Here is a 24,174-nt window from a genome sequence, read left to right on the forward strand (position 1 = left end):
GGCTGGCCGTGGGTGGCTGGGTTCCGGCGGACACGGCGACGGGGCCCAGGAGGCGTCCTGGACCCCGGCACCGCTCGGTCTCGGTGGCCTCGGCCACCGTCGGCCTCAGCCGCCCAGCGGCAGCCCCTGCACCGGCAGCTGGGAGGTCGGCAGCCCGCCCTTGGTGAGGCCGTCCGTCGGCAGCCCGCCCTTGGTGGCCGACCGGGCCGTCTCGCCGAGGACGCCCCTGGCGGTGCCGGCCGCGTCGCCCGCCGCCTTCTTCACGGCCTTGCCACCGGTCTTGCCCGCGGCCGGCACCGCCTTCTCGACGGCCTTGCCGCCCGTGTCGCCGGCGACCCCGGTGACGTGCCGGGCCGCGCCGTCGACGGTGTTGCCGACGCTCGCCCCGTCCAGGGCGGTCAACCCGCCGAGGTTCGGGGTTGCCGGGAGGCTCGGCGCGGCACTGGCGGAGCCGGCCACACCGACCCCGGCTGCCGCTCCCGCTGCGACGAGCAGCGCGGTACGGGCGATCCGGCGGGTCAGGGGGAGGGACATGATGCTCCATTCGACGGGAGAACTGTGAAGTATCCGACCGCACCCGGAAGTTGACCGACCGCTGTTGATCGTCCGGGCGTGGACGCAGTGACTACCGCTCGAAGCCCGCGAAGGTTGCGGCGGCCCCAGGTAAAGAATTGATGACGCATCGCATTATCGGGTGTGGATAAAAACGGGCAAAGGGCGCTCCATGGAGGCGCCCCCCGAACCCTTGCATCCCTGCGTTCCCAAGGGTTTTCCCGATCGCGGGGGTGACGGCGCGGCCGGCTGCGCGCCGTCCACTTCGAGCCGCGTCGTATAACCCCTGAGAGTGAGTCGCTGTACTACTGCCCGGTCACGATCCGCACGGACCCCGCGGCCCGCTCCGCGCCCGCGGCGCCCTGCGAGGCGACCGGACGCCACCGGCTGTCCGTGCTCCCGGCGGACCACTCGCGCCCCGCGTACGACACCCGCTGGATGTGCAGGGCCGAGGAGTTGGCCACCGCCCAGTGCGCGAGCTGCCAGCCACGCTCCAGCTCGGTACGGCCCGCCGCGTCGGTCCTGGCGCCCTCCGGCACCGGCACGGTCACCGTCCGGCCCTTCGCCCGGGCGGTCACCGTCGGCGCCGGAGCCGGCCGCTTGGAGCCGCCGACCTCCGCGCCGGCCTCCTCCAGGGTGTCCCGCGGGCCGAAGTCCCGTACCAGCGCCGCCCGTACCGCCTCGGCACCCGTGGCCCGGGCCGCCGCCGCCACGCCGGCCGCGGGGCGCCCCTGGCAGGTCAGCGTGGCCGCCGACCGCCCGGTCAGGGCCGCCGCCAGCAGCGTGGCGTCCGGCTCGTGCTTGGCGTACGCCTCCGGGTAGCCGCTGCGCTGCACGCGCTGTGCGGCCACGGTGAGCGGGAGCCGTTCGTAGTCGCGCACCTTGACCAGGTGCTCGTAGAACATGCCCGCCGCGTAGGCCGGGTCCATGATCTGCTTGTCGGTGCCCCAGCCCTGCGAGGGACGCTGCTGGAACAGCCCGAGCGAGTCCCGGTCGCCGTGCTCCAGGTTGCGCAGCCCGGACTCCTGGAGCGCGGTCGCCAGCGCGATGGCCACGGCCCGCTCGGACACGCCGCGCCCCGTGCCGACGGCGGTGATCGTCGCCGCGTTCACCGCCTGCTCGGGCGTGAACCGGTACGACATACGGTCGTTCCCGGTCGCGACCACCTTGCAGGCCGGGGTCCGCGTACCACCGGTGACGTACTGCACGACGAGATAGCCCGCGAGCGCGCTCAGGACGACAAGGGCCGCGCCGAAGCGGAAGAGGCGGCCACGACGCTTGGGAGAAGGAGGGGTCGGCTCTGGCACGCGTACAAGGTACTGGAGGCCACCGGGGCCCCGGCGGCGGGTTCGGCGCGCCGGTGCGCGACATCCCGCGCGCGGCGGCGCGTTAGGGTCGAGACCATGGCCGACACCTCGCTTGACCTCACGCTGGACGCCGCCGCGCTCACCGCGCAACTCGTCGACCTCCCCTCGGAGAGCGGCACGGAGAAGCCGCTCGCGGACGCGATCGAGACCGCCCTGCGCGCCCTGCCGCACCTGACGGTGGACCGGTACGGCAACAACGTGGTCGCCCGGACGGACCTGGGCCGCCCGGAGCGGGTGATCCTGGCCGGCCACATCGACACGGTCCCGATCGCCGGCAACGTGCCCTCCCGGCTCGACGCCGACGGCGTCCTGTGGGGCTGCGGCACCTGCGACATGAAGTCGGGCGTCGCCGTGCAGTTGCGCATCGCGGCCACCGTCCCGGCCCCCAACCGTGACCTGACGTTCGTCTTCTACGACAACGAGGAGGTCCAGGCCGACCTCAACGGCCTCAAGCATGTGGCGGAGGCCCACCCGGAGTGGCTGCGGGGCGACTTCGCGGTGCTGCTGGAGCCCTCCGACGGCGAGGTCGAGGGCGGCTGCCAGGGCACCCTGCGCGTGCTGCTGAGGACGGCGGGCGAGCGGGCCCACTCGGCGCGCGGTTGGATGGGCGCCAACGCGATCCACGCGGCGGCCCCGATCCTGGCCCGGCTCGCGTCCTACGAGCCGCGCCGCCCGGTGATCGACGGCCTGGAGTACCGCGAGGGCCTGAACGCGGTGGGCATCGGCGGCGGCGTGGCGGGCAATGTCATCCCCGACGAGTGCGTCGTCACCGTGAACTTCCGCTACGCGCCCGACCGCACGGAGGAGGAGGCGCTCGCGCACGTCCGGGAAGTCTTCGCGGACTGCGGCGTGGCGGAGTTCGTGGTCGACGACCACAGCGGGGGAGCCCTTCCGGGGCTGTCCCACCCCGCGGCGGCGGCCTTCATCGAGGCGGTGGGCGGCGAGCCGCGGCCCAAGTACGGCTGGACGGACGTGTCGCGGTTCTCGGCGCTCGGCATCCCCGCGGTCAACTACGGCCCCGGCAATCCACACTTGGCGCACAAAAGGGACGAACGGGTGGAAATCGGGAAGATTCTGGCGGCGGAGGCCCGTCTGCGGGCGTGGCTGACAGCATGATCGACAGCGTGGCCGACGGCATGACCGACGGCGTGGCCGGGCCGGGCGGCCGGGGCGAGGGCGCGGCGCTCGACGGCGGACATGCGCAGGTCCCCCGCGTGTAACCCGCGCCGATCTACGCTGAGGTGGAAAGACCGCAATCAGAGGGAGCGCACATGGCCACTGGGAACCCGGAGGGCACCAAGCAGCCGCCGGAGGAGCAGCGCCTCGGGCCGGTCCTCCGCCGCCGCGGCCAGGTCACGGCGAGCACCACGGACCAGCGCCTGCTGGACGCGGGCGGGCCTTCGGACTGGGTGCACACCGACCCCTGGCGGGTGCTGCGGATCCAGTCCGAGTTCATCGAGGGCTTCGGCACCCTGGCCGAACTGCCGCCCGCCATCAGCGTGTTCGGCTCGGCGCGTACGGCGGTCGAGTCGTCCGAGTACGACGCCGGCGTACGGCTCGGCCGGGGGCTGGTGCAGGCGGGCTGGGCGGTGATCACGGGCGGCGGCCCGGGCGCCATGGAAGCGGCCAACAAGGGCGCCTGCGAGGCGGGCGGCATCTCGGTCGGCCTCGGTATCGAACTGCCTTTCGAGCAGGGGCTGAACCCCTACGTCGACATCGGCCTGAACTTCCGCTACTTCTTCGTCCGCAAGATGATGTTCGTCAAGTACGCCCAGGGCTTTGTCGTTCTGCCCGGCGGGCTCGGCACCCTCGACGAACTCTTCGAGGCGCTGACCCTCGTCCAGACCCAGAAGGTGACCCGCTTCCCCATCGTCCTGTTCGGCAGCGCGTACTGGGGCGGCCTGGTCTCCTGGCTGGAGAACACCCTGGTGGCCCAGGGCAAGGCAGCGGAGAAGGACCTGCTCCTGTTCCACGTCACGGACGACGTGGAGGAAGCGGTGGCCCTGGTCTCCAAGGAAGCAGCCCGCTGACCCGCCACGAAGCCTTCACCTGGCGGACAACCGCACCGGGAGGGGCGTCGCGCGGGGGCCGAGACGTCGTGTCTCGCCGAGAGCCGCGCGCTGAGAGCCGCGCGCTGAGAGCCGCGCGCTGAGAGCCGCGCGCTGAGAGCCGCGCCGGGCGGGCGCCGTGCGCGGCAGGGCCACCGCGGCCGGCCGACCGCCCCATCTGGCGGGGCGCCGTGCGTAGCGGTGAGCCGCGATGGGCGCGGTGTTGTGTGGGCCTGTGACGTCGTGGTCGGCTGACCGCCCCACCCTGCCGGGGTGCCGTGCCCGGCCGTTGGTCCTGCCTGGCGGGGTGCCGTGCCCGGCCGTTGGTCCTGCATGGCGGGGTGCTGTGCGCGGCCGTTGGTCCTGCATGGCGGGGTGCTGTGCGCGGTCGAGAGGCATGCCATGGGGATGTCGCGCCCGGCCGCCGGCCATGCCCCACGGGGCGTCGTGCGCGGGTGGGTCTCGGTCAGGTCGGTCGTCATGACTGGTGGGGCGGTCGCGGCTTTCGGCGGGACGCCGGTCGTGGCGGTGCGGATGGGGGGCGACACCTGCGTCGGTAGGGGGCGCGGTGACCGGGGTGGCCGCCCGGCAGTGGCGGGCGGGGGTCCCATTGCCCGGGTCACCCGGAGCCCGAGCCGTTCGGCTGCGCCCCGTCTGCCGGACCGGAGAGCTGCCCCGCCTGCGCGCGAGGCCCGTTCACCTTGCCGTGGGACCGGCGCGCCTGCCGGAGCGTGCCGATCCCCGGAGGAGCAGCCCCAGACCACCCGCTCGGCCGCCCGGCGGCGCGCCGCAAGGTGTCGGCGGCCGGGACGGGCACCGGCGGTGGGGTCAGGCCAGGCCCCTTCGGGCCACCGCGGGTGGGCGGTGGCCCGCGATGGACGCCACCATGTCCAGTACCTGCCGAGTCTCGGCCACCTCGTGCACCCGGTACACCCGCGCCCCCAGCCACGCGGACACCGCGGTCGTCGCCAACGTACCGAGCACCCGTTCCTTCACCGGCCGGTCCAGCGTCTCCCCGACGAAGTCCTTGTTGGACAGCGACACCAGCACCGGCCACCCGGTGGCCACCATCTCGTCCAGCCGCCGCGTCGCCTCCAGGCTGTGCCGGGTGTTCTTGCCGAAGTCGTGTCCCGGATCGATCAGCACCGACTCCCCGGGCACCCCCAGCGCCACCGCCCGCTCGGCCAACCCTACGGTCACCCGCAGGATGTCGCCCATGACATCGTCGTACACCACCCGATGCGGCCGGGTCCGGGGCCGCGCCCCGCCGGCATGCGTGCACACCAGGCCCACCCCGTACCGCGCGGCGACCTCCGCGAGCCGCGGATCCACGCCGCCCCACGCGTCGTTCAGCAGGTCCGCCCCGGCCTCGCACACGGCCTCGCCGACCTCGGCACGCCAGGTGTCCACGCTGATGACCACGTCGGGATGCCGGCGCCGTACCTCCGCCACGAACCCCACGGTGCGCCGCGCCTCCTCCTCCGCGGTGACCTCCCGCCCGGGACCGGCCTTGACCCCGCCGACGTCGATGATCGCCGCGCCCTCGGCCACCGCCTGCTCCACGCGCGCGAGGGCCGGCTCGTCACCGAACGTGGCCCCCTGGTCGTAGAAGGAGTCCGGGGTCCTGTTCACGATCGCCATGATCACCGGTTCGTGCGGCCCGAATTCCCGCCTGCCCAGCCTGAGCATCCCCTGTGACCTCTTCTCATCCATCCCCGGTACATCCCGCTGCACAGCCGCCTGTGACCCTAACTGTCAGACTCGCATGGCACGATCGGACCCTGACACTTTCGACACCGAGCACATCGGGTGCACCGAGCACACCGACGTGGGGAGCCGGCGATGGTTATGTTCTTGTTCCTGGTCGTCGCGCTCGCCGTGGTGGTCGCCGCGGTGACGCTCGCCGTGGTGGGCGGCGGCGAGAGCGGCCCGCTGCCGGAGGCGGCGCCGGAGCGGCTGCACGACCCGCTGCCGCCGGACCGCCCGGTGGGCCGCGCGGACGTGGAGCGACTGCGCTTCCCGCTGTCCGCCCGCGGCTACCGCATGGCGGACGTGGACGACGCCCTCAGCCGCGTCGCCGCCGAACTCGCGGAGCGGGACGCCCGCATCGCCGACCTGGAGTCCGCCCTGGCCGGCGCCCAGGCCGCCGCGCACGTCCGGCTGGACAAGCCCGCACGTCCGGAGGACCAGCAGTGACCGACGGCACCGCCCTGGCGGGCCCCGACGGCGCGCTGCGCTGCCCCTGGGCCCTGTCCACCGAGGACTACGTGACGTACCACGACGAGGAGTGGGGCCGCCCGGTCCACGGCGACGACGCCCTGTACGAGCGGCTCAGCCTTGAGGCGTTCCAGTCCGGCCTGTCCTGGATCACCATCCTGCGCCGCCGCCCGGGCTTCCGCGCCGCGTTCGCCGACTTCAGGATCCAGAAGGTCGCGGCCTTCACCGACGAGGACCGTGAACGCCTCCTCGCCGACCCCGGCATCATCCGCAACCGCGCCAAGATCGACGCGACCCTCGCCAACGCGCGCGTGCTCGCCGACTGGGCCCCGGGCGAGCTGGACGCCCTGATCTGGTCGTACGCCCCGGACGCGGCCACCCGCCCGATCCCCAAGACCCTCTCCGACATCCCCCCGGTCAGCCCGGAGTCGACGGCCCTGTCGAAGGACCTGAAGAAACGCGGCCTGCGCTTCATCGGCCCCACAACGGCATACGCCCTGATGCAGGCATGCGGCCTGGTAAACGACCACCTAAAAACCTGCACCACCCGCACCAACCTCTGAAACACCCCGGAGCCGATTGTGCCCTGAAGGGGCGCGGGGAACGGCGCGGCCAGCCACGACGCAGCCGCACTCGCCCGACGCCCCACCCCGCCACGTCCCACGGCGCGCCAGCGAGGCCGGACAAAGTCGCTTGCGGCGCCGATTGCGCCGTGAAGGGGCGCGGGGAACGGCGCGATCAGCCACGACGCAGCTGCACTCGCCTGACGTCACAAGGCGGCACGTCCCGCGGCGCGCCGGTGGGGCCGGACAAGGGTCGCTTGCGGCGCCGATTGCGCCCTGAAGGGGCGCGGGGAACGGCGCGACCAGCCACAACGCAGCTGCACTCGCCTGAGGTCACGAGGCGGCACGTCCCGCGGCGCGCCAGCGAGGCCGGACAAAGTCCGCTTGCGCCGTCGATTGCGCCCTGAAGGGGCGCGGGGAACGGCGCGACCAGCCACGACGCAGCTGCACTCGCCTGAGGTCACAAGGCGGCACGTCCCGCGGCGCGCCAGCCAGGCCGGACAAAGGTCGCTTGCGGCGCCGATTGCGCCCTGAAGGGGCGCGGGGAACGGCGCGACCAGCCACGACGCAGCCGCACTCGCCCGACGCCCCACCCCGCCACGTCCCACGGCGCGTCAGGCAGGCCCCGCCAAGTAGGTTGCGCCATCGACAGCGCCCCGACCCCAGCTACAACCGCCCGACACCACACCCCGGCCAACCCAGCGGAGCTACCGCCCCAGATACTTCGGCTTCTCCTTGTTCACGAACGCCCGCACGGCAATGGCATGGTCCTCGGACCGCCCCGCCCGGGTCTGCAACTCGTCCTCCTTGTCCAGCGTCTCGTCAAGGGAGTGCGTGAGCCCATAAGCCACCGCCTCCTTGATCGCCGCGTACGCGACAGTCGGCCCCTCGGCAAGCGCACGGGCGACCCGCTCGGCCTCGGCCCGCAGCCGTTCCCCGGCCACCACCCGGTTCGCGATACCCAGCTCATACGCCTCCGCCGCCGTGATGCTGCGCGGGAAAAGCAGCAGGTCGGCGGCGCGGCCGGGCCCGACGACCCGGGGCAGCGTCCAGGAGATCCCGGAGTCGGCGGTCAGCGCGACCCCCGCGAACGACGTGTTGAAGGACGCCGTCTCGGCGACCACTCGGTAGTCCGCCGCGAGCGCGAAGCCGAGACCTGCCCCGGCCGCGACCCCGTTCACGGCGGCGACGACCGGCTTGGGCGCGCCGGCCAGCGCCCGCACGATCGGGTTGTAGTGCTCCCGCACCGTACTCATCGTCTGCCCCGACCCGGCCTCCCGGTCGGCGGCCAGCAGCCCGATGTGCTCTTTGAGGTCCTGGCCCACGCAGAACGCCCGGTCCCCGGCCGCGGTCAGCAGCACGGCCCGTACGGCGGCGTCGTCGGCCGCGGCCCGCGCCGCGTCCCGGAGGGCGACCTTGGTCGCGACGTCGAGCGCGTTCATCGCCTCGGGGCGGTTGAGCGTGATCGTCGCGAGTCCGTCGCTCACCTCGTAGAGCACGGTGTCGGCCATGGGGCATCCCCTCCGGTGTCGCGGCCCTGACGTACCGCTCGGTACGTCATTGTCTGGGGACAGCATGGCGGAGATCTCCGCCCGGTGCCGGACCCGGCGTGTGACCTGCGTCAAAGAATTTCCGCCGGGATCCGGCCGGGGGACGTCGGTGCCGCGGCGAAGTATCGCAGCCACATCGCCGAATTGAGTGGTTTTGCTCGCGCGCGTTGCCCAAGCGATGCCGACCGATGTTGGTCATCGGGTCCTGAGATGCGGGATAATGGCTTGGAAGCAATGTGTTCGATGCCGGTGCCGCGGGCCTCGCACGGACCGCGCGTGCCCCTTCAGGGGACGTCGGCAGACGATGAGCTGGTTTCAGGAAGGGGAACGAGCATGGCGGCCATGAAGCCGCGGACGGGCGATGGCCCGCTCGAGGTGACCAAGGAGGGGCGGGGCATCGTCATGCGCGTTCCGCTCGAAGGCGGCGGTCGGCTCGTCGTCGAGCTGACCCCTGACGAGGCCGAGGCGCTTGGCGACGCCCTGAAGAAGGTCGTCGTCTGAGGCGCTGGCGACCATGACCTTTCGACTGCCCCGGCACCCACACGGTGCCGGGGCAGCCGCATCACACAGCGCGAAACCCCACGACGCTCCCGCACATGCCCACCGTCCTGTGCCCCGTCAGGGGCGCGGGGAACTGCGCGACCAGCTACGACGCTCCCGCACACGACGGTCGACCTACAAGGGGACGGTCCCGCCGGCCCGGCGGCGCCCGCCAAGGCCGGCGCTCACAGCCAAGGCCGGCGCTCACAGTCAAGGCCGGCACCCGCCGCTGTCACCGCTTGACGGCGCACAGCAGCCCGTCGCCCACCGGCAACAGCGACGGCATCAGCTCCGGACTCTCCCGCACCGTGCGCAGCAGCTCCCGCAGCCGCAGCACCTCGGTGGGCTGCGGGCCCGAGTCCACGGTGCGCCCGTTGGCGAAGACGCCCTCGAAGACGACCAGGCCACCGGGCCGTAGCAGGCGCAACGATTCAGCTAGATAGTCGAGGTATTCCAGCCGGTCGCCGTCGCAGAAGACGAGGTCGTACCCCGCGTCCGCGAGCCGGGGCAGCACGTCCAGCGCGCGGCCCGGGATGAAGCGGGCCCGGTTGCTGGCGAAGCCACAGGCCCGGAACGCCTGCCGGGCGAACTGCTGGTGCTCGGGCTCCGGGTCGACGGTGGTCAGCACGCCGTCCGACCGCATGCCGTGCAGCAGGTGCATGCCGGACACCCCGCAGCCGGTGCCGATCTCCGCCACCGCCTTGGCGTCCACGGTGGCGGCGAGCATCCGCAGCGCGGCGCCCGTGCTGGGCGTCACCGAGCGCAGCCCTGCCTCGCGGGCCCGGTCGCGGGCCCAGCGCAGCGCGTCGTCCTCGGCGACAAAGGCGTCGGCGAACGCCCAGCTCGTCTGCCGGTTGCCGGTAATGACCCTCTCCTGTCCCCGTGGTTGCCTGGGCGTGACTGTATCCGCTGGGCCCGGGAACCCGCAGATGGGACCGCGCGTTTAAGGGGGTGAGCGAGTAGTGGGGGACCCGGCGGGGGGTATGAGGTGGACCAGGATGACGAGCAAGTGCTGACGCAGCCGCATGAGCCGTGTCAGCCCAGATCAAATTCTCGTAAAACCGCTTATCCGGAGCTAACGGGCGAGGTGGCTATGGTAGGGGCTCCACTGGACACCACCAGAGCCGACAGGGGAGGTGCGGCTGCGCCCGAGGACCGGGGAGGAGTGCTGCGGCGCTTCCTCGGGTCGGCGGGCAGGCCGAAATCCGTGAACGACACCGCTGACCACAGCCACGCCACCGGTACCGCCGCAGGCGGAACCCAGACCGCGACCTTCGCCACCGACGCGGACGGGCAGGCGTGGACTCCGCCCACGTGGGAGGAGATCGTCAGCACGCACAGCGGCCGGGTCTACCGCCTGGCCTACCGTCTCACCGGCAACCAGCACGACGCCGAGGACCTCACCCAGGAGGTCTTCGTCCGCGTCTTCCGTTCCCTGTCGACCTACACCCCCGGCACGTTCGAGGGCTGGCTGCACCGCATCACCACGAACCTCTTCCTGGACATGGTGCGGCGCAAGCAGCGCATCCGCTTCGACGCGCTCGGAGAGGACGCGGCCGAGCGGCTGCCCAGCCGCGAGCCCACGCCCCAGCAGATCTTCAACGACGCGCACTTCGACGCGGACGTGCAGCAGGCCCTCGACACCCTCGCGCCCGAGTTCCGCGCCGCGGTCGTGCTGTGCGACATCGAAGGACTGTCGTACGAGGAGATCGCCGCGACCCTCGGCGTGAAGCTCGGCACGGTCCGCTCCCGTATCCACCGTGGCCGCTCGCAGCTGCGCAAGGCCCTCGCGCACCGCTCGCCGGAGGCACGGGCCGCCGAGCGCCGCTCCTTCGTGCCCCGCGTTCCCGCGCTGGGGGGAGGGGGCGCGACCGCGTGAGTGGATCACGGCCGAAAGCTGCGCAGGGGCACCTCGCAGAAGAGCATCTGGGAGACCGGCTCTCCGCCCTGGTGGACGGAGAGCTCGGTCATGACGCGCGTGAGCGGGTCCTGGCCCACCTGGCGACCTGCGCCAGGTGCAAGGCGGAGGCGGACGCCCAGCGGGAGCTGAAGAACGTCTTCGCGGAGTCGGCGCCCCCGCCGCCCTCCGAGAGCTTCCTCGCGCGCCTCCAGGGGCTGCCCGGCGGCGGCGGTCCGGACGGCGGCTCGCCGCTGGAGGGCGGGCTGCCCGGCGGCTCCACGCCCGGCGTCTTCGCGGTAGGGCGCGAGGAGCGGTTCGAGTTCGGCTACGTCCCCGCGCGCCCGCACTCCCCGGGTTCGCACGCGGACCGCGGCTTCCGCATCCACCCCGTCGGCCGTCCGGACACCGCCGACCGGCATGCCTCGCGCGGAATGCGGTTCGCGTTCGTCGCCGCCGGGGCGGTGTCGCTGGCCGCGGTCGCGCTGGGCGGCGTCACCACCGGCATTCCCCGCGACACCGCCGCGGACGCCCGTGGCGGTGCCGGCAGCGTGACGCCGACGCGCACGGCGGGCGCGGGAGCGGCCACCACGTCCGAGGCCCAGCGCCGCCGCCCGGTCGGGCCGCTGCTCATGCAGGGCACGCTGCTGGGCGAGACCCCGGTCGCGTCGACCTCGGTGTCCGCGCCGCTGCAGCCCGGGGCGCAGACCCCCGCCCCCGGGCAGACCCTCGCGCCCATGCTGACCACACCGATGGAAGCCGGTGCGGCCGCTGTGTCGCCGTTGATACGTCCGTTCGGTGCGACCCCGCCGCTCTCGCTGATCTCATGGTCCACCGCCCCCGGGCTGACCCCGCCCGGTGTGCTCGCCGCACCCGTCCCCGACTCGACCCCCACTCCCTCCCCGTCGCCGTCCGCCTCCGCCGCCGCGTCCTCCGCGCGCACCGCTCGCTGAACGGCTCCTGCGCGGCTGCCCGCGAACCTGGTTGAATCCTGTGAGGCCGTGCCCGCGGCACCGTTTCGGGCACGGGGTCGACGATGCGGTCAGCCGCCGGAGCGCCCGGCCGTGGCCAGCTGTGGGGAGAACATGAACGAGGGGAAGCCGGCCCTGCCGGGGGAGGCCGTGGAGGACACACCGACCACGAGCGACGGCGACTTCGAGCTGGCCCACCCGACCACGAGGCCCGACACGGACACCGGGGCTGAGGGCGAGGACGCCGGTTCCGGCGCGGGTGCCGAGGGCACCGGTGACGCGGACGTGGGTGACGCGGGCGCCGGCGGCGAGGGCGCGGGCGTCGGCTTCGGTTCGGGTGTTGAGGCCGTGGATGGAGAGGTGAGCGCCGTCGGTGCCGGGGCCGCGGGTGCGGGCGCCCGCTCCGGTTTGGGTGCCGATGTTGCCGGTGGCGCGGTTGGCTCCGGTTCGGGTGCCGAGTCCATCGGTGGCGCGGGTGCCGATGGTGCGGGCGTCGGTTCGGGTGTAGAGGCCGTCGGTGGTGCGGGCGTCGGTTCGGGTGTAGAGGCCGTCGGTGGTGCGGGCGTCGGTTCGGGTGTAGAGGCCGTCGGTGGTGCGGGCGTCGGTTCGGGTGTGGAGGCCGTCGGTGGTGCGGGCGCGGGTATCGGGGTTGGCGCTGTCGGTGCCGAAGGTGGCGGGGCTGCCGGGGCTGGGGAGTCCGGTGGGCGGGGCAAGCCCCTGCACGACCCCGACCCGTACAGCACGCCGCCGTACGGGGAGCCCGGTCCCTGGGCACCGGCCCCGCCGGTCCAGCACCCGGCGACGACACCCACCCACGGCACGACGCTCCCGGCTCCGCCGCCCGCTCACGGCACCACGACCCCTGGCCCGCGGCCCGTCCACGGCGCCACGACCCCTGGCCCGCTGCCCGTTGACGGCAGGCCGATCCCGGCTGGGCCGCCGCCCGCTCAGGGCGGGATTCCCGCCTCCCCGGTTCCGCCGCCCGCCCACGGCGGGACCACTCCCGCTCCGGTTCCGGCGCCCGCCCATGGCACGGCGATTCCGGCTGGCCCGCCGCCCGTCCCGGGCGGGACGATTCCCGCCGCCCCGGTCTCGCCGTTCGGTCACGGTGGGACGATTCCCCCGGTTCCGGCGCCCGCCCATGGCACCGCGATTCCGGATGGCTCGGCGCACGCTCGCAGTGAGGCGTTTCCGGCTTCGGCTTCGGGTGACGGTGTGCCGCATGACGTGGCAGAGGTGGCGGACGTGGCGGGTGCGTCGCAGCCGGACGTGACGCTTCACCCCGCGCCGGGCACGGTGCCGCAGTCGGACGCGGTGCTCTACCCTCCGCCGGGTACGGCGTCGCAGTCGGACGCGGTGCTCTACCCGCCGCCGGGCGCGGTGCCGCGGGCGGACTCCACGCTCTACCCGCCGCCGGGCGCGGTGCCGCAGGTGGGCTTGACGGGCTACGCCGCGCCAGGGCCCGCCCCGCAGTCCGTGGTGTACCCCGGGTCCGATGGGGGTGCGCAGGCCGGGCCCTGGCAGCGATATGACCCCTGGGCACCCGCTCCGCTTCAGCAGAACGGTGTCGCCGTCCCCACCGAGGGGCAGCGGCGCCGGCGGGTGCGCAAGGCGCTCGTCGGGGCTGCCCTGGCGCTGGCCCTGGTCTCCGGGGGCGTCGGCGGCGTCGTGGGGGTGTACCTGGAGCGCAACGGCGGAGTGTCGGACGTCCATCTGCCGCAGGCGGGCAAGGAGCCCACCGGCCGGCCCGCGGACAGCGTGGCCGGGATCGCCGCACGCGCCCTGCCCAGCGTCGTCACGCTGCATGTGACCGGCAGCAGCGAACAGGGCACCGGCACCGGCTTCGTCCTGGACACGCGCGGCCACATCCTGACCAACAACCACGTCGTCGAGCCCGCCGGGCCGAGCGGCGACATAACGGTGACGTTCAGCGGCGGCCAGACCGCGAAGGCCCAGGTCGTCGGCCGGGACAGCGGCTACGACCTGGCCGTCGTCCGGGTCAAGGGCGTACGCGGACTCAAGCCGCTGCCCCTCGGCAACTCCGACAACGTCCAGGTCGGCGACCCCGTCGTCGCCATCGGCGCCCCCTTCGACCTCTCCAACACCGTCACCTCCGGCATCATCAGCGCCAAGGAGCGGCCCATCACGGCGGGCGGCGAGAGCGGGGACGGCAGCGACGTGTCGTACGTCGACGCGCTGCAGACCGACGCGCCCATCAACCCGGGCAACTCCGGCGGCCCGCTCCTCGACGCACAGGCCAGGGTCGTCGGCATCAACTCCGCGATCCGTTCGGCCGACAGCGGCTCCGACACCCAGGGCGGCCAGTCCGGCTCCATCGGCCTCGGCTTCGCCATACCGGTCAACCAGGCCAGACGCGTCGCCGAGGAACTGATCAACGACGGCCGGGCGACCCACCCGGTGATCGGGATCACCCTCGACATGGCCTACACCGGCGACGGCGCCCGTATCGGCACCAAGGGCGGTGACGGCGGCCCCGCCGTCACACCGGGCGGCCCCGGGGACCTGGCCGGACTCCGGTCCGGCGACATCATCACCGAGGTCGACGGACAACGCGTCCACTCCGGCGACGAACTGATCGTCAAGACCCGCGCCCACCGCCCCGGCGACCGTCTGGATCTCACCGTCGAACGCGACGGCGGGGAGAGACACGTTTCGTTGGTGCTCGGTTCCTCAGGCCACAACTGACAGAAACCTCACCTCGGGACAGTACCGGTCGGACAGGTCCGCCGGGTACCGTGGACCCGGCCCGGACCACGGAAACACAGCGGACAACCGAGGGCCGAGGACTGAGGACATCGCAAGGAGCTTCAGGTGTTCAATGACATAGGACCGCTAGAGCTGGTGACGATCGTTGTCCTCGCCGTGCTCGTCTTCGGTCCGGACAAGCTCCCCAAAGTCATTCAGGACGTGATGCGGACGATCCGCAAGGTCCGGGAGTTCTCGGAGAGCGCCAAGCAGGACATCCGCAAGGAACTGGGCCCGGAGTTCAAGGACTTCGAGTTCGAAGACCTCAACCCCAAGACGTTCATCCGCAAGCAGTTGGAGAACGACGACCTCGGTCTGAAGGAGATCCGCAACGGCTTCGACCTGAAGAAGGAGATGGCCGAGGTCACCGACGCGGTCCACGGCCGGGAGAGCGAGGCGCCGCCCTCGACCTCCCCGTCGCCCTCGTCCGGTGGGTCCGGCGGCCGGGTCGACATGACCAAGAAGCCCGAGCCGCCCGGCAAGGACGACCGCCCGCCCTTCGACGCGGACGCCACCTGACCGTACGGCCGACCCGCTCACCCACACGTCCCGATGCGACCCCGCGTCGGGACGTGACGCGTTTCATACCCCGTGCACGCCGCGCGCGCCGCGAACCGGCCTGCCGCGCGACCCACGCACCGGGCGGTTTCCCTGCTGCCCGCGGCGGTGTGGATATGCTGCCGAGTTGTTGTGCGGACCGGACGAGTACGCCCGAAGGGGGGCGGGCCCCGTCCCGGTCCGACGAGAGCGAGGGAGGCGTCGGGGCACATGGACACGACAGGTGGAGCGGTCACGCGGGCGTCGGCCGCGGCGGGCCGGCAACAGCCCCCCTCCGCGCGGCGCACGGTCGACGGCTATCTGCTGGCGCACTTCCCGTGGTACGGGCTCGACGAGGCGTTCACGGGGCCGCGCTGGCTGATGCAGGTCGGTACGGCGGCGGACGGCGCCGTCGAGCACGGGTCGATCGGGCACGGCGACGAACCCTCCGTCAGGAACGAGTACGCGGTCGGCTCCGCGGGTGAGCCCCGGGACAAGTTCGCGGTCGTGGTGACCGTCGCCGCGAATCCGTCCCGGCACAGCGCCGACGGCACCGGGATGCTGGAGGCCACGTCGGTGTCCTCGGCGGCGTGGCTGGCCGGTGTCGGGCTGCTGTCACTCACCTGGCCCGGACATATGGACCACACCCTGCGGGACGAATGGCTGGAGCAGCAGACCGAGATCGCGTGGGCCCTCGCCGACGATCTGTCCGGTCCGGCGTGGTCGACGCTGTCGCTGCCCGTGGACGGTGTGCCGGCGCCCTTCCACTACCAGGAGTCGGAGTTCGGCTGGGTGCTTGCCGGTTCCACGCGGGAGGGGGTGCATCTGGGGGCGTATGGGCGGGGGATGAGTGCGTACGGTCTGGGGTTCGCCATGATCAAGGACATCGGCGCCTACGGGTAGCCTGCGGCGCCTTTGCCGGTTGCGGGGTTTGGCGTGGCCCCTTTTTGCCTTCTCGCCGTGGCTGTTTGGGTCGGGTGTCGGGTGTCGGGTGTCGGGCGCGGGTTGGTTGTGGTGTTGCGCAGTTTCCCGCGTCCCTTGCGCCTTCTCGCCGTGGGGGTTGGGTCGGGTGGCGTGTGCGGGTTGTTTTGGGCCGGTCGCGCAGTTCCCCGCGCCCCTATCGGGGCCGCAGCCGTCAGTTGTCGGGTGCGGGTTGGTTGTGGCTGGTCGCGCAGTTCCCCGCGCCCCTGGCGGGGCCGTAGCCGTCAGTTGTCGGGTGCGGGTTGTTCGTGGCTGGTTGCGCAGTTCCCCGCGCCCCTGGCGGGGCGCGGGTTTTTGGGGTGTGCGTTAGAACTTGTTGCGGGGGGTGATTCCCAGGGAGAGGCCGGACAGGCCGCGTTGGCGGCCGCCCAGTTTGCCGGCGATGGCGCGGAGTGCCGAGCCCGCGGGGGAGTCGGGGTCGCTCAGGACCGCCGGCTTGCCCTCGTCGCCGCCCTCGCGCAGGCGGACGTCGATGGGGATGGCACCGAGCACCGGGACCGTCGTACCGGTCGTGCGGGTCAGGCCCTCGGCGACTGCCTGGCCGCCGCCCGTGCCGAAGACGTCGATCATCTCGCCGCAGTGCGGGCAGGGCAGCCCGGACATGTTCTCGACCACGCCGACGATCTTCTGGTGGGTCTGCACGGCGATGGAGCCGGCGCGCTCGGCGACCTCGGCCGCCGCCTGCTGCGGGGTGGTCACCACCAGGATCTCGGCGTTCGGGATCAGCTGGGCGACGGAGATCGCGATGTCACCGGTGCCGGGCGGGAGGTCCAGGAGGAGGACGTCCAGGTCGCCCCAGTACACGTCCGCGAGGAACTGCTGGAGCGCGCGGTGCAGCATCGGGCCGCGCCAGACGACCGGGGCGTTGCCCGGGGTGAACATGCCGATGGAGATGACCTTCACACCGTGCGCGGACGGCGGCATGATCATGTTCTCGACCTGGGTGGGGCGCCCGTCGGCGCCCAGCATGCGCGGCACGCTGTGGCCGTAGATGTCGGCGTCGACGACACCGACCTTCAGCCCGTCGGCCGCCATCGCCGCCGCCAGGTTCACCGTCACCGAGGACTTGCCGACGCCGCCCTTGCCGGACGCGACCGCGTACACCCGGGTGAGGCTGCCCGGCCTGGCGAACGGGACCTCGCGCTCGGCCTGCCCGCCGCGCAGCGCCGACGCCAGCTCCCTGCGCTGCTCGTCGCTCATCACGTCGAGCGTCACCTCCACGCGCGTGACGCCGTCGACGCGGGAGACCGCCTCCGTCACGCGCTGGGTGATCGTGTCGCGCATCGGGCAGCCGGAGACCGTCAGGTACACGGTGACCGCGACCGCTCCGTCCGCGCCGATCCGCACCGATTTGACCATCCCGAGTTCGGTGATGGGCCGGTTGATCTCGGGGTCGTTCACCGTCGCCAGTGCCTGGCGCACCGCGTCTTCCGTAGCCATAAGGTCGATGGTACGGCGCCCGGCGGGGCCCCCGGTAAGCCCCCGTCAGCGGTCGTCCGCGTCACGTCCCGGCGGCCGTTCCGGCCGTTCCGCCGGGAACACGAGCTGCCCGTCGCGGCGCCGCGGCGAGTCCAGGTCCCTGACGAGGTCCTGAAGTTCGGAGCGGATCCAGTCCCGGGTCGCCACCTCGCCCAGGCCCATCCGCAGCGCGGCGATCTCGCGGGTCAGATACTCGGTGTCCGCGATGGACCGCTCGTTCTGTTTGCGGTCCTGTTCCAGGTTGACGCGGTCGCGGTCGGCCTGCCGGTTCTGCGCGAGCAGGATCAGCGGGGCGGCGTAGGAGGCCTGGAGCGAGAGCATCAGCGTCAGGAAGATGAACGGGTACTGGTCGAAGCGCAGGAAGGGCGGCGCGGCGACGTTCCACAGCACCCACAGCACGATGACGAACGTCATCCAGACGATGAAGCGTCCGGTGCCGAGGAAGCGGGCGATCTTCTCCGACAGCCGGCCGAACGCCTCCGGGTCCCACTCCGGCAGGATCCGCCGCCGGCGCGGCCCCGGCTGGTCGAGCCGGGCGGTGCGGGGCCGGGCGGCGGCGGTGGCCCCGGCGGGGCTGCGCTCGCGGGTGCTCTCGCGCTCGGGCGTCATGGCGCGCTCGTCCCCTCGTCCAGGTGGAACTCCGTCTCCCGCCAGTCGTCGGGCAGCATGTGATCCAGGACGTCGTCCACGGTCACCGCGCCGAGCAGCGCCCCGGCCTCGTCCACGACCGGCGCCGCGACCATGTCGTACGTGGCGAAGAACCCGGCGACGACCGGCAGCGTGGCGTCCGGGGCGAGGGTCTGCAGATCGTCGTCGACGAGCGAGCTGCACAGGGTGTACGGCGGGTCGCGCAGCAGCCGCTGGAAGTGCACGGTGCCCAGGTACTTGCCGGTCGGGGTGTCGTCGGGCGGCCGGCAGACATAGACCTGGGCCGCGAGGGCCGGGGACAGATCGGGGTTGCGGACGCGGGCGAGGGCGTCGGCGACGGTGGCGTCCGGCCGTACCACGATCGGCTCGGTCGTCATGAGCCCGCCGGCCGTGTGCTCCTCGTACGACATCAGCCGCCGCATGTCGGCCGCGTCGGCGGGCCGCATCAGGCTCAGCAGCCGTTCCTTGTCCCGCTCGGGCAGCTCACCGAGCAGGTCGGCCGCGTCGTCCGGGTCCATGGCCTCCAGGATGTCGGCGGCCCGCTCCTCCTTCAGCTTGCCGAGGATCTCGATCTGGTCGTCCTCGGGCAGCTCCTCCAGGACGTCGGCGAGGCGGTCGTCGTCGAGGGCGGCGGCGACCTCGGCGCGCCGCTTGGCGGACAGGTGGTGCAGCACATTGGCGAGGTCGGCGGGGCGCAGCTGCTCGAACGTGGCGAGCAGGCTCTCGGCGCCCTGCCCGTGCTCCTCAAGCGAGAACCCGCTGACCGCCGACCATTCGACGGTCAGTGTCTCGCCGGCCCGTCGACCGCCCCCCTTCCAGGGCAGGGCCATGCGCCGTTCCTCCCCGGCCCGCCGGAAGGCGCCGCCCTTCCTGCCCTTGCGCACGAAGACCCGGTCGACCTCCCAGTCCCTGCGGGCCGGCAGCTGCTGCACGGCCACGTCCAGGACGGTGACCTCCTCGCCGGTCTCGGTCAGGGTGACGCGGCGGTCGAGGAGTTCCCCGAGGACGAGGCGTTCGGTGGGGCGCTGCTCGAAGCGGCGGACGTTGAGCACCCCGGTGGTGATGATCTGGCCGGACTCGATGCTGGTCACCCGGGTCATGGGCAGGAAGATGCGGCGCCGGGTGGGCAGTTCGACGACGAGGCCGAGCAGGCGCGGGGGACGCCGTCCGACGCGCAGCATGACGACGAGATCCCGCACCCGGCCCACCTGGTCGCCGTTCGGGTCGAAGACGGGGACCCCGGCCAGGTGCGAGACGAAGATCCGGGGGACGCCGGCTGCCATGACTGTGCTTCCTTCAGCTTCCTTGGCTTCCTGTGCGTACGGCAGGCCGCTGGCCGCGCCCTTGCGTGTCCAGCCGTGTCCCCCTTTCCGAATTGCCCGCTCGGTGGGGTTCAGGCTAGCCCGTCCCGATCGGATACGCCCTGGTGAGCGGTCCGGACGGACTGGCTCCGCCAAGGCCCGACGGCCCCGGTACGCTGCCGTACGCCGCTTGGTTCCAGCAGAAAGGCAGCCCCACCTGTGACCGTGATTGCGCAGGGCCGTATCCGCCGGGCCGCGTTGGTGACCGCGATGTGCGCACTGGCCGTGACGGGCGTGACGGGACTCACGGGGTGCAGCGAGGATCCGGACGCGGGCACCAACGGGGTGGGCAAGCTGCCCGCCGACAAGATCCAGTCACAGACCCGGGCGGCGGCGGACTCGGCCCCCGCGGTGCGGCTGTCGGGGACCGTGGTGACCCGCGGGAGCACATACAAGCTCGACATGCGTCTGAAGGCCGACGGCGGCACGGGGTCGGTGACCTCTCAGGGGGCGACCTTCGGTCTGCTGCGGGTCGGCGAGCAGCTGTATCTGAAGGCTGACGCGGACTTCTGGAGCCACGCGGACGGCGACGGCGCGAAGGGCGGCGAGACGGCGGCCGTGGAGAAGCTGGGCGGCAAGTATGTGAAGGTGCCGCAGGGTGACCCCGCGTACAAGAAGTTCAGCGGCTTCACGGACAAGGACGTGCTCCTCGACGGGCTGCTGACCCTGCACGGCGCCCTGGAGACCGCCGGCCACCACGAACAGTCCGGCGTCCGCACCATCCGCATCACCGGCGACAAGGGCGCCGGCGGCAGCCTCGACGTCTCCCTGGAGGGCCGTCCGTACCCGCTCAGCCTGACCCGCGCGGGCGACGCGGGGACGCTCCGCTTCTCCGACTGGGGCAAGAACTTCACCCTCACCGGACCGGCGAAGGACGAGACGGTCGACTACGGCAAACAACTGCCGACGTCATGAGCGGCCGACGGCACCATCGTGGCTGGTCGCGCAGTTCCCCGCGGCCCCTTCCAGGGCATCGGCCGCCTGTCGACTGCGGCGCCGTCGTGGCTGATCGCGCAGTTCCCCGCGCCCCTTACACTTACGGGGCACGCCCCCCGCTGACAAAGCCGACCCCCGCCGCCCAGGGCCCCAACCGCCGTACACACCCGCGGGCACATCGTGGCTGGTCGCGCAGTTCCCCGCGCCCCTTACTCTTCAGGGCGCTGTCGAACCGCAGCGGACTTCACCGGACCGGCCCAGGAACGTGAACCGGAGCGGTGGTGCCCGGCCCGCCGGGGCCGGCACCACCGTGTGCGGCGAGCCGGGCTCGTCTTTCACCGCTCAAGGGTCACTGATCGTCTGCCAGCTGCCGCAGACCGTTCTCCAGTAGCGCGAACGCGTGTTCGGCGTCGGCCACCGCACCCGCGAGGCGCGCGTCGGCCGGCTCCCCGTACGCCAGGCGTGCGGCGTTGTCCTGCGCCAGCGCCCAGTGCACCGCGACGATCTGCACGGCGGCCAGCCGTGCCGTCAGCTCCGGGGTGTCGGCGGTTTCCCGCAGTGCCCGGGCGAGCGCGTGTTCGGCGCCGGTCCTGAACCGATCCATCCGGGCCACCAGTGAGGGCGTGTCCAGGATCATCCGGGTGATCCGCAGCACCTGGGGATGGTCGTTGAGCCCGGTGATCGGATCCCGCTCGCGCAGCCCCTTGAGGAAGTGCTCCCGCACCGCGGCCAGCGGAGCGGTTCCGGGCGGACGGGCCCGCACGACGCGGGCGATCTCGGTCTCGTGGTCGGCGAGGCGCTGCACCACGAGGTCTTCCTTCGCCGGGAAATAGGCGAAGAGCGTGCGCTTGGAGACCTCGGCGGCCTCGGCCACCTGCGCGACCGAGACCTGCTGGAAGCCGTGTTCGAGGAACAGGCTGATCGCCGCGTCGGAGATCGCCGCGCGGGTCCGCTGCTTCTTGCGCTCCCGCAGCCCTGGCTTGTCGTCCACGCCGCACACCGTAACAGATCGCTTCCCCCAGGATATTTCTGCACCTGGTATACATTTATCCCGAGGTGGAGATTTCCCCGAGGCGGGGGACGACAGGAAGGAAGAGGCGGAAGTGAAGGTGCTGGCCGAGAACGAATACGAGACCGAGGTCGTCGTCGCGGGCGCCGGCCCGACCGGGCTGACGCTGGCGTACGAACTGGCCCTGGCCGGGGTCCAGACCCTGGTGCTGGAGAAGCTGCCCCGGCCCGTCGAGCAGGTGAAGGGCGGCGGGATCCAGCCCCGTACCGCGGAGATGCTGGAGCTGCGCGGGCTGCTGGAACCCCTGCTGAAACGGGCCGTGTCGCGTGAACCGGTGGGCGGCCACTTCGCGACCCTGCCCGTCCCGCTGGACTGCGCACCCTGGGGGACCAGGCACCCCTACCCGATCGCGATCCCCCAGTGGGAGATCGAGGAAGTGCTCGAAGAGCGGGCGATCGCCGCGGGCGCGCGGGTGCTGCGCGGCGCCGCCGTCTCAGGGGTCGAGCAGGTCGGCGACGGCGTGGTCGTGACGGCGGCCGGCCGGGCGGTGCGGGCCCGCTACCTGGCGGCGTGCGACGGCGGCCACAGTACGGTACGGAAACTGCTCGGACTGCCGTTCCCCGGCCGGCCCGGCACACAGCAGGCGGCGCTGGCCGACATCCGCCTGACCGCCGTCTCGTCGCTGGTGCCGCGGCAGATGGGGCACATGAGCGGTCTGACCCGGCACGCGGGCGGCTACTGGGCCATGCTGGTCCCGCTCGGCGACGACCGGTACCGGTTCACCTTCGGGCACGCGGAACCGGCGGACGCCGACCGCGACACCGCCGTCACCCACGAGGAGATCTCCGCCGCGCTCCACGCCGTCTACGGCCGTGAGACCACCCTCGGCGGCGTCGACAACTCCTCGCGGTTCACCGACGCCACCCGACAACTGGAGCAGTACCGCACGGGTCGCGTCCTGTTCGCCGGCGACGCCGCGCACATCCATCCGCCGCTCGGCGGGCAGGGGCTCAACCTCGGCATACAGGACGCGTTCAACCTCGGCTGGAAACTGGCCGCGGCCGTTCAGGGCCGGGCGCCGAGCGGCCTGCTGGACAGCTACCACGCCGAACGGCATCCGGTCGCGGCCCAGGTCCTGCACCACACGTCGGCCCAGCGCGTCCTGGCCGACCAGGACCCGAGCGAGGACGTGGCCGCGCTGCGCGACATCGTCATCGACCTGCTGCGCCTGCCCGACACCAACCGTCACCTCGCGGGACTGATGTCCGGCCTCTCACTGCGCTACCCGCTGCCCGGCGATCATCCGCTCACCGGACAGCGCGTGCCGGACGCCGACCTGATCACCGAGGACGGCCCCACCCGGCTGTCGACGCTGTTCCGCTCCGGGCACGCCGTCCTGCTCGACCTGGCCGGAACGGTACCGGCCGGCCTCCGGCTCCCGCCGCGGGTCGACCTCGTCCGCGCCACATGCCCCGACATCCCCGCCACGGCCCTGCTCGTCCGCCCCGACGGCTACACCTGCTGGGCCACAAGCGCCTCGGAAGCCCCCGCGGATTCGCTCCGCACCACCATCACCAACAACCTCACCACCACCCCCTGACCCACCTGGCCTACTTCAACGCCGGGCGCCTGCCCTCCCTCTTCCCACCCCGACAACGCCACCCGGCGGTGCGGCACGGGCCGCCCGTCGGACCCGCGTGGCCCGACCGCCCGCTCCCAGCGACGGTGCCTGCCCCTCTCTTTCCCGCCGCGGCGGCGATCAGCCACGACGGCGTCGCCCGGCGGTGTGGCACGGGCCGCCCTTCGGGCCCGCGTGGGCCGGCCGCCCCGCTCGCAGCGACGGTGCCTGCCCCTTCTTTCCCGCCGCGGCGGCGATCGGCCACGACGGTGTTGTCCGGCGGTGCCGGACCAACCGGGACCCTTCCCTGCCGTGACGTCGGCCGGTCGCGACGGTGGTCAGCCGCGACGGTGGTGCTGGGCGGTGCGGCACGGGCCGTCCTTCGGGCCCGCGTGGGCCGACCGCCCCGCTCGCAGCGACGGTGCCTGCCCCCTCTTTCCCGCCGCGGCGGCGATCAGCCACGACGGTGTTGTCCGGCGGTGCCGAAACCGCGCGATCGTTTCCTACCGTGACGTCGGCCGGTCGCGACGGTGGTGCCGGGCGGTGCCGCAACAAACGTCACCGCTTCTCGCCGCGGCGGCGTGGGAAGGGGTCAGGTTCGCCTTCGGCGTTCTCGGCGTTTTGTCAGGAGGCGCGGCAGCGCCGCCGGCACCGGGCGGCGGGTCGTCGCGGGTGTCGGCAGTGGGGGCGCGGCGAGCGGCCCGTCCGGGAGGGCCGCCGTCGCCCCCGTCGGCGTCAGCCGGAGCACCCGGCACTCGCGGGACCAGCGGTCCGTCATGGCCTCGCCGTCGACCGCGTTGAGCCGCTTGCCCTTCAGCTCGCTCACCGCGGCCTCCCACTCCGCGGACCCCGCAGGGAGTTCGGACACCGTCGCCGTCCAGGTGACCAGCCGGCCGCCCTTGTCCTTGCTGCGCACGGTCACCTCGGCGGAGCCGCCGTCGGCGAGTGCGGGCAGCGGCTGTTCCCCGGGCCCGTCGCCGACCAGGCACACCGCTCCGTCGTGCCACGCGTGCCACAGCGCACGCGCGGCGGGCGCCCCGGCACCGCGGACCCAGACGAGCCCGGACTTCTTCGTGGCCTCCTCGACGAGGGCGCGGTCAAGCAGCTCGCTTGTCATGCGCCCAGCCTAACCAG

General features: G+C 72.9%; 22 protein-coding genes. 12 read left to right on the forward strand and 10 right to left on the reverse strand.

Annotated elements, in window-relative coordinates; genetic code table 11:
* Positions 1–105 precede the first annotated feature (105 nt).
* Together AC27LF_RS08165 and AC27LF_RS08170 are read right to left on the reverse strand one after the other, a co-directional pair.
* Positions 106–534: an ATP-binding protein gene (locus AC27LF_RS08165; protein WP_479656270.1), complete on the reverse strand. Its 429-nt coding sequence runs from the start codon at positions 532–534 to the stop codon at positions 106–108.
* A gap of 323 nt (positions 535–857) precedes the next feature.
* Positions 858–1,859, reverse strand: a complete 1,002-nt coding sequence (locus AC27LF_RS08170; RefSeq protein ID WP_479656269.1) for a VldE C-terminal domain-containing protein — start codon at positions 1,857–1,859, stop codon at positions 858–860.
* 96 nt (positions 1,860–1,955) lie between these two features.
* Between AC27LF_RS08170 and dapE the strand changes: the two genes are divergently transcribed.
* Positions 1,956–3,035: a succinyl-diaminopimelate desuccinylase gene (gene dapE, locus AC27LF_RS08175; protein WP_479656268.1), complete on the forward strand. Its 1,080-nt coding sequence runs from the start codon at positions 1,956–1,958 to the stop codon at positions 3,033–3,035.
* A gap of 155 nt (positions 3,036–3,190) precedes the next feature.
* Positions 3,191–3,949: an LOG family protein gene (locus tag AC27LF_RS08180; protein ID WP_479656267.1), complete on the forward strand. Its 759-nt coding sequence runs from the start codon at positions 3,191–3,193 to the stop codon at positions 3,947–3,949.
* An 846-nt stretch (positions 3,950–4,795) separates the two neighbouring features.
* Here the strand turns inward: AC27LF_RS08180 and folP are convergent.
* Positions 4,796–5,656, reverse strand: coding sequence for a dihydropteroate synthase (gene folP, locus AC27LF_RS08185; protein ID WP_479656377.1), 861 nt, complete (start codon positions 5,654–5,656; stop codon positions 4,796–4,798).
* Between the two features lie 153 nt (positions 5,657–5,809).
* On the opposite strand from folP, the gene AC27LF_RS08190 reads away from it, so the two are divergent.
* The gene (locus AC27LF_RS08190; protein ID WP_479656266.1) at positions 5,810–6,163 is read left to right on the forward strand and encodes a DivIVA domain-containing protein; all 354 of its coding nucleotides are present in this window, start codon (positions 5,810–5,812) and stop codon (positions 6,161–6,163) included.
* Positions 6,160–6,747 carry a DNA-3-methyladenine glycosylase I gene (locus tag AC27LF_RS08195; protein WP_479656265.1) on the forward strand — a complete coding sequence of 196 codons (588 nt, stop codon included), beginning with the start codon at positions 6,160–6,162 and terminating at the stop codon, positions 6,745–6,747. Before AC27LF_RS08190 ends, AC27LF_RS08195 begins: the two co-directional genes overlap by 4 nt.
* Before the next feature lie 707 nt (positions 6,748–7,454).
* Here AC27LF_RS08195 and chcB read toward each other — a convergent pair.
* Positions 7,455–8,258 (reverse strand): 2-cyclohexenylcarbonyl CoA isomerase, encoded by an 804-nt coding sequence (gene chcB / locus AC27LF_RS08200; protein WP_479656264.1) that lies wholly within the window; start codon positions 8,256–8,258, stop codon positions 7,455–7,457.
* A 372-nt stretch (positions 8,259–8,630) separates the two neighbouring features.
* On the opposite strand from chcB, the gene AC27LF_RS08205 reads away from it, so the two are divergent.
* Positions 8,631–8,798, forward strand: coding sequence for a DUF3117 domain-containing protein (locus AC27LF_RS08205; RefSeq protein WP_018544333.1), 168 nt, complete (start codon positions 8,631–8,633; stop codon positions 8,796–8,798).
* A gap of 271 nt (positions 8,799–9,069) precedes the next feature.
* On the opposite strand, the gene AC27LF_RS08210 is transcribed toward AC27LF_RS08205, so the two are convergent.
* On the reverse strand, positions 9,070–9,768 hold the full coding sequence (locus tag AC27LF_RS08210; protein ID WP_479656376.1) for an O-methyltransferase: 699 nt from the start codon (positions 9,766–9,768) through the stop codon (positions 9,070–9,072).
* Positions 9,769–10,002: 234 nt separating this feature from the next.
* On the opposite strand from AC27LF_RS08210, the gene sigE reads away from it, so the two are divergent.
* The 5 genes from sigE to AC27LF_RS08235 all read left to right on the forward strand — a co-directional run bounded on the left by sigE (position 10,003) and on the right by AC27LF_RS08235 (position 15,911).
* Positions 10,003–10,716 (forward strand): RNA polymerase sigma factor SigE, encoded by a 714-nt coding sequence (gene sigE, locus AC27LF_RS08215; RefSeq protein ID WP_388703696.1) that lies wholly within the window; start codon positions 10,003–10,005, stop codon positions 10,714–10,716.
* On the forward strand, positions 10,713–11,687 hold the full coding sequence (locus tag AC27LF_RS08220) for an anti-sigma factor family protein (protein WP_479656263.1): 975 nt from the start codon (positions 10,713–10,715) through the stop codon (positions 11,685–11,687). The genes sigE and AC27LF_RS08220 overlap by 4 nt, the downstream gene beginning before the upstream one ends.
* A gap of 1,056 nt (positions 11,688–12,743) precedes the next feature.
* The gene (locus tag AC27LF_RS08225) at positions 12,744–14,411 is read left to right on the forward strand and encodes a S1C family serine protease (protein ID WP_479656375.1); all 1,668 of its coding nucleotides are present in this window, start codon (positions 12,744–12,746) and stop codon (positions 14,409–14,411) included.
* Between the two features lie 126 nt (positions 14,412–14,537).
* Complete coding sequence (locus tag AC27LF_RS08230) at positions 14,538–14,990, forward strand: sec-independent translocase (protein WP_479656262.1); 453 nt, start codon at positions 14,538–14,540, stop codon at positions 14,988–14,990.
* A gap of 249 nt (positions 14,991–15,239) precedes the next feature.
* Positions 15,240–15,911, forward strand: a complete 672-nt coding sequence (locus AC27LF_RS08235; RefSeq protein ID WP_479656261.1) for a hypothetical protein — start codon at positions 15,240–15,242, stop codon at positions 15,909–15,911.
* Positions 15,912–16,295: 384 nt separating this feature from the next.
* On the opposite strand, the gene AC27LF_RS08240 is transcribed toward AC27LF_RS08235, so the two are convergent.
* Genes AC27LF_RS08240 through AC27LF_RS08250 form a run of 3 tightly spaced genes read right to left on the reverse strand, consistent with a single transcriptional unit; the run spans position 16,296 to position 19,399 of the window.
* Entirely contained in the window at positions 16,296–17,429 is a 1,134-nt protein-coding gene (locus tag AC27LF_RS08240) for an Mrp/NBP35 family ATP-binding protein (protein ID WP_479656260.1), read from the reverse strand.
* A 45-nt stretch (positions 17,430–17,474) separates the two neighbouring features.
* Entirely contained in the window at positions 17,475–18,077 is a 603-nt protein-coding gene (locus AC27LF_RS08245) for a DUF1003 domain-containing protein (protein WP_479656259.1), read from the reverse strand.
* The gene (locus AC27LF_RS08250) at positions 18,074–19,399 is read right to left on the reverse strand and encodes a magnesium transporter MgtE N-terminal domain-containing protein (RefSeq protein WP_479656258.1); all 1,326 of its coding nucleotides are present in this window, start codon (positions 19,397–19,399) and stop codon (positions 18,074–18,076) included. The genes AC27LF_RS08245 and AC27LF_RS08250 overlap by 4 nt, the downstream gene beginning before the upstream one ends.
* A 237-nt stretch (positions 19,400–19,636) precedes the next feature.
* On the opposite strand from AC27LF_RS08250, the gene AC27LF_RS08255 reads away from it, so the two are divergent.
* The gene (locus AC27LF_RS08255; RefSeq protein WP_479656257.1) at positions 19,637–20,392 is read left to right on the forward strand and encodes a hypothetical protein; all 756 of its coding nucleotides are present in this window, start codon (positions 19,637–19,639) and stop codon (positions 20,390–20,392) included.
* 370 nt (positions 20,393–20,762) lie between these two features.
* On the opposite strand, the gene AC27LF_RS08260 is transcribed toward AC27LF_RS08255, so the two are convergent.
* Positions 20,763–21,404 carry a TetR/AcrR family transcriptional regulator gene (locus AC27LF_RS08260; RefSeq protein ID WP_479656256.1) on the reverse strand — a complete coding sequence of 214 codons (642 nt, stop codon included), beginning with the start codon at positions 21,402–21,404 and terminating at the stop codon, positions 20,763–20,765.
* Positions 21,405–21,516: 112 nt separating this feature from the next.
* Between AC27LF_RS08260 and AC27LF_RS08265 the strand changes: the two genes are divergently transcribed.
* Positions 21,517–23,022, forward strand: a complete 1,506-nt coding sequence (locus tag AC27LF_RS08265; RefSeq protein ID WP_479656255.1) for an FAD-dependent monooxygenase — start codon at positions 21,517–21,519, stop codon at positions 23,020–23,022.
* 610 nt (positions 23,023–23,632) lie between these two features.
* Here the strand turns inward: AC27LF_RS08265 and AC27LF_RS08270 are convergent.
* Positions 23,633–24,157: a hypothetical protein gene (locus tag AC27LF_RS08270; protein WP_479656254.1), complete on the reverse strand. Its 525-nt coding sequence runs from the start codon at positions 24,155–24,157 to the stop codon at positions 23,633–23,635.
* Positions 24,158–24,174: the final 17 nt, after the last annotated feature.

It is taken from the genome of Streptomyces diversicolor (genome assembly GCF_057537855.1).

Coding starts and splice junctions, on each gene's coding strand:
- AC27LF_RS08240 (WP_479656260.1), bottom strand. CDS start 17,429: ATGGCTACGGAAGACGCGGTGCGCCAGGCACTGGCGACGGTGAACGAC.
- AC27LF_RS08235 (WP_479656261.1), top strand. CDS start 15,240: ATGGACACGACAGGTGGAGCGGTCACGCGGGCGTCGGCCGCGGCGGGC.
- chcB (WP_479656264.1), bottom strand. CDS start 8,258: ATGGCCGACACCGTGCTCTACGAGGTGAGCGACGGACTCGCGACGATC.
- AC27LF_RS08245 (WP_479656259.1), bottom strand. CDS start 18,077: ATGACGCCCGAGCGCGAGAGCACCCGCGAGCGCAGCCCCGCCGGGGCC.
- AC27LF_RS08270 (WP_479656254.1), bottom strand. CDS start 24,157: ATGACAAGCGAGCTGCTTGACCGCGCCCTCGTCGAGGAGGCCACGAAG.
- AC27LF_RS08250 (WP_479656258.1), bottom strand. CDS start 19,399: ATGGCAGCCGGCGTCCCCCGGATCTTCGTCTCGCACCTGGCCGGGGTC.
- AC27LF_RS08180 (WP_479656267.1), top strand. CDS start 3,191: ATGGCCACTGGGAACCCGGAGGGCACCAAGCAGCCGCCGGAGGAGCAG.
- AC27LF_RS08190 (WP_479656266.1), top strand. CDS start 5,810: ATGGTTATGTTCTTGTTCCTGGTCGTCGCGCTCGCCGTGGTGGTCGCC.
- AC27LF_RS08205 (WP_018544333.1), top strand. CDS start 8,631: ATGGCGGCCATGAAGCCGCGGACGGGCGATGGCCCGCTCGAGGTGACC.
- dapE (WP_479656268.1), top strand. CDS start 1,956: ATGGCCGACACCTCGCTTGACCTCACGCTGGACGCCGCCGCGCTCACC.
- folP (WP_479656377.1), bottom strand. CDS start 5,656: ATGCTCAGGCTGGGCAGGCGGGAATTCGGGCCGCACGAACCGGTGATC.
- AC27LF_RS08165 (WP_479656270.1), bottom strand. CDS start 534: ATGTCCCTCCCCCTGACCCGCCGGATCGCCCGTACCGCGCTGCTCGTC.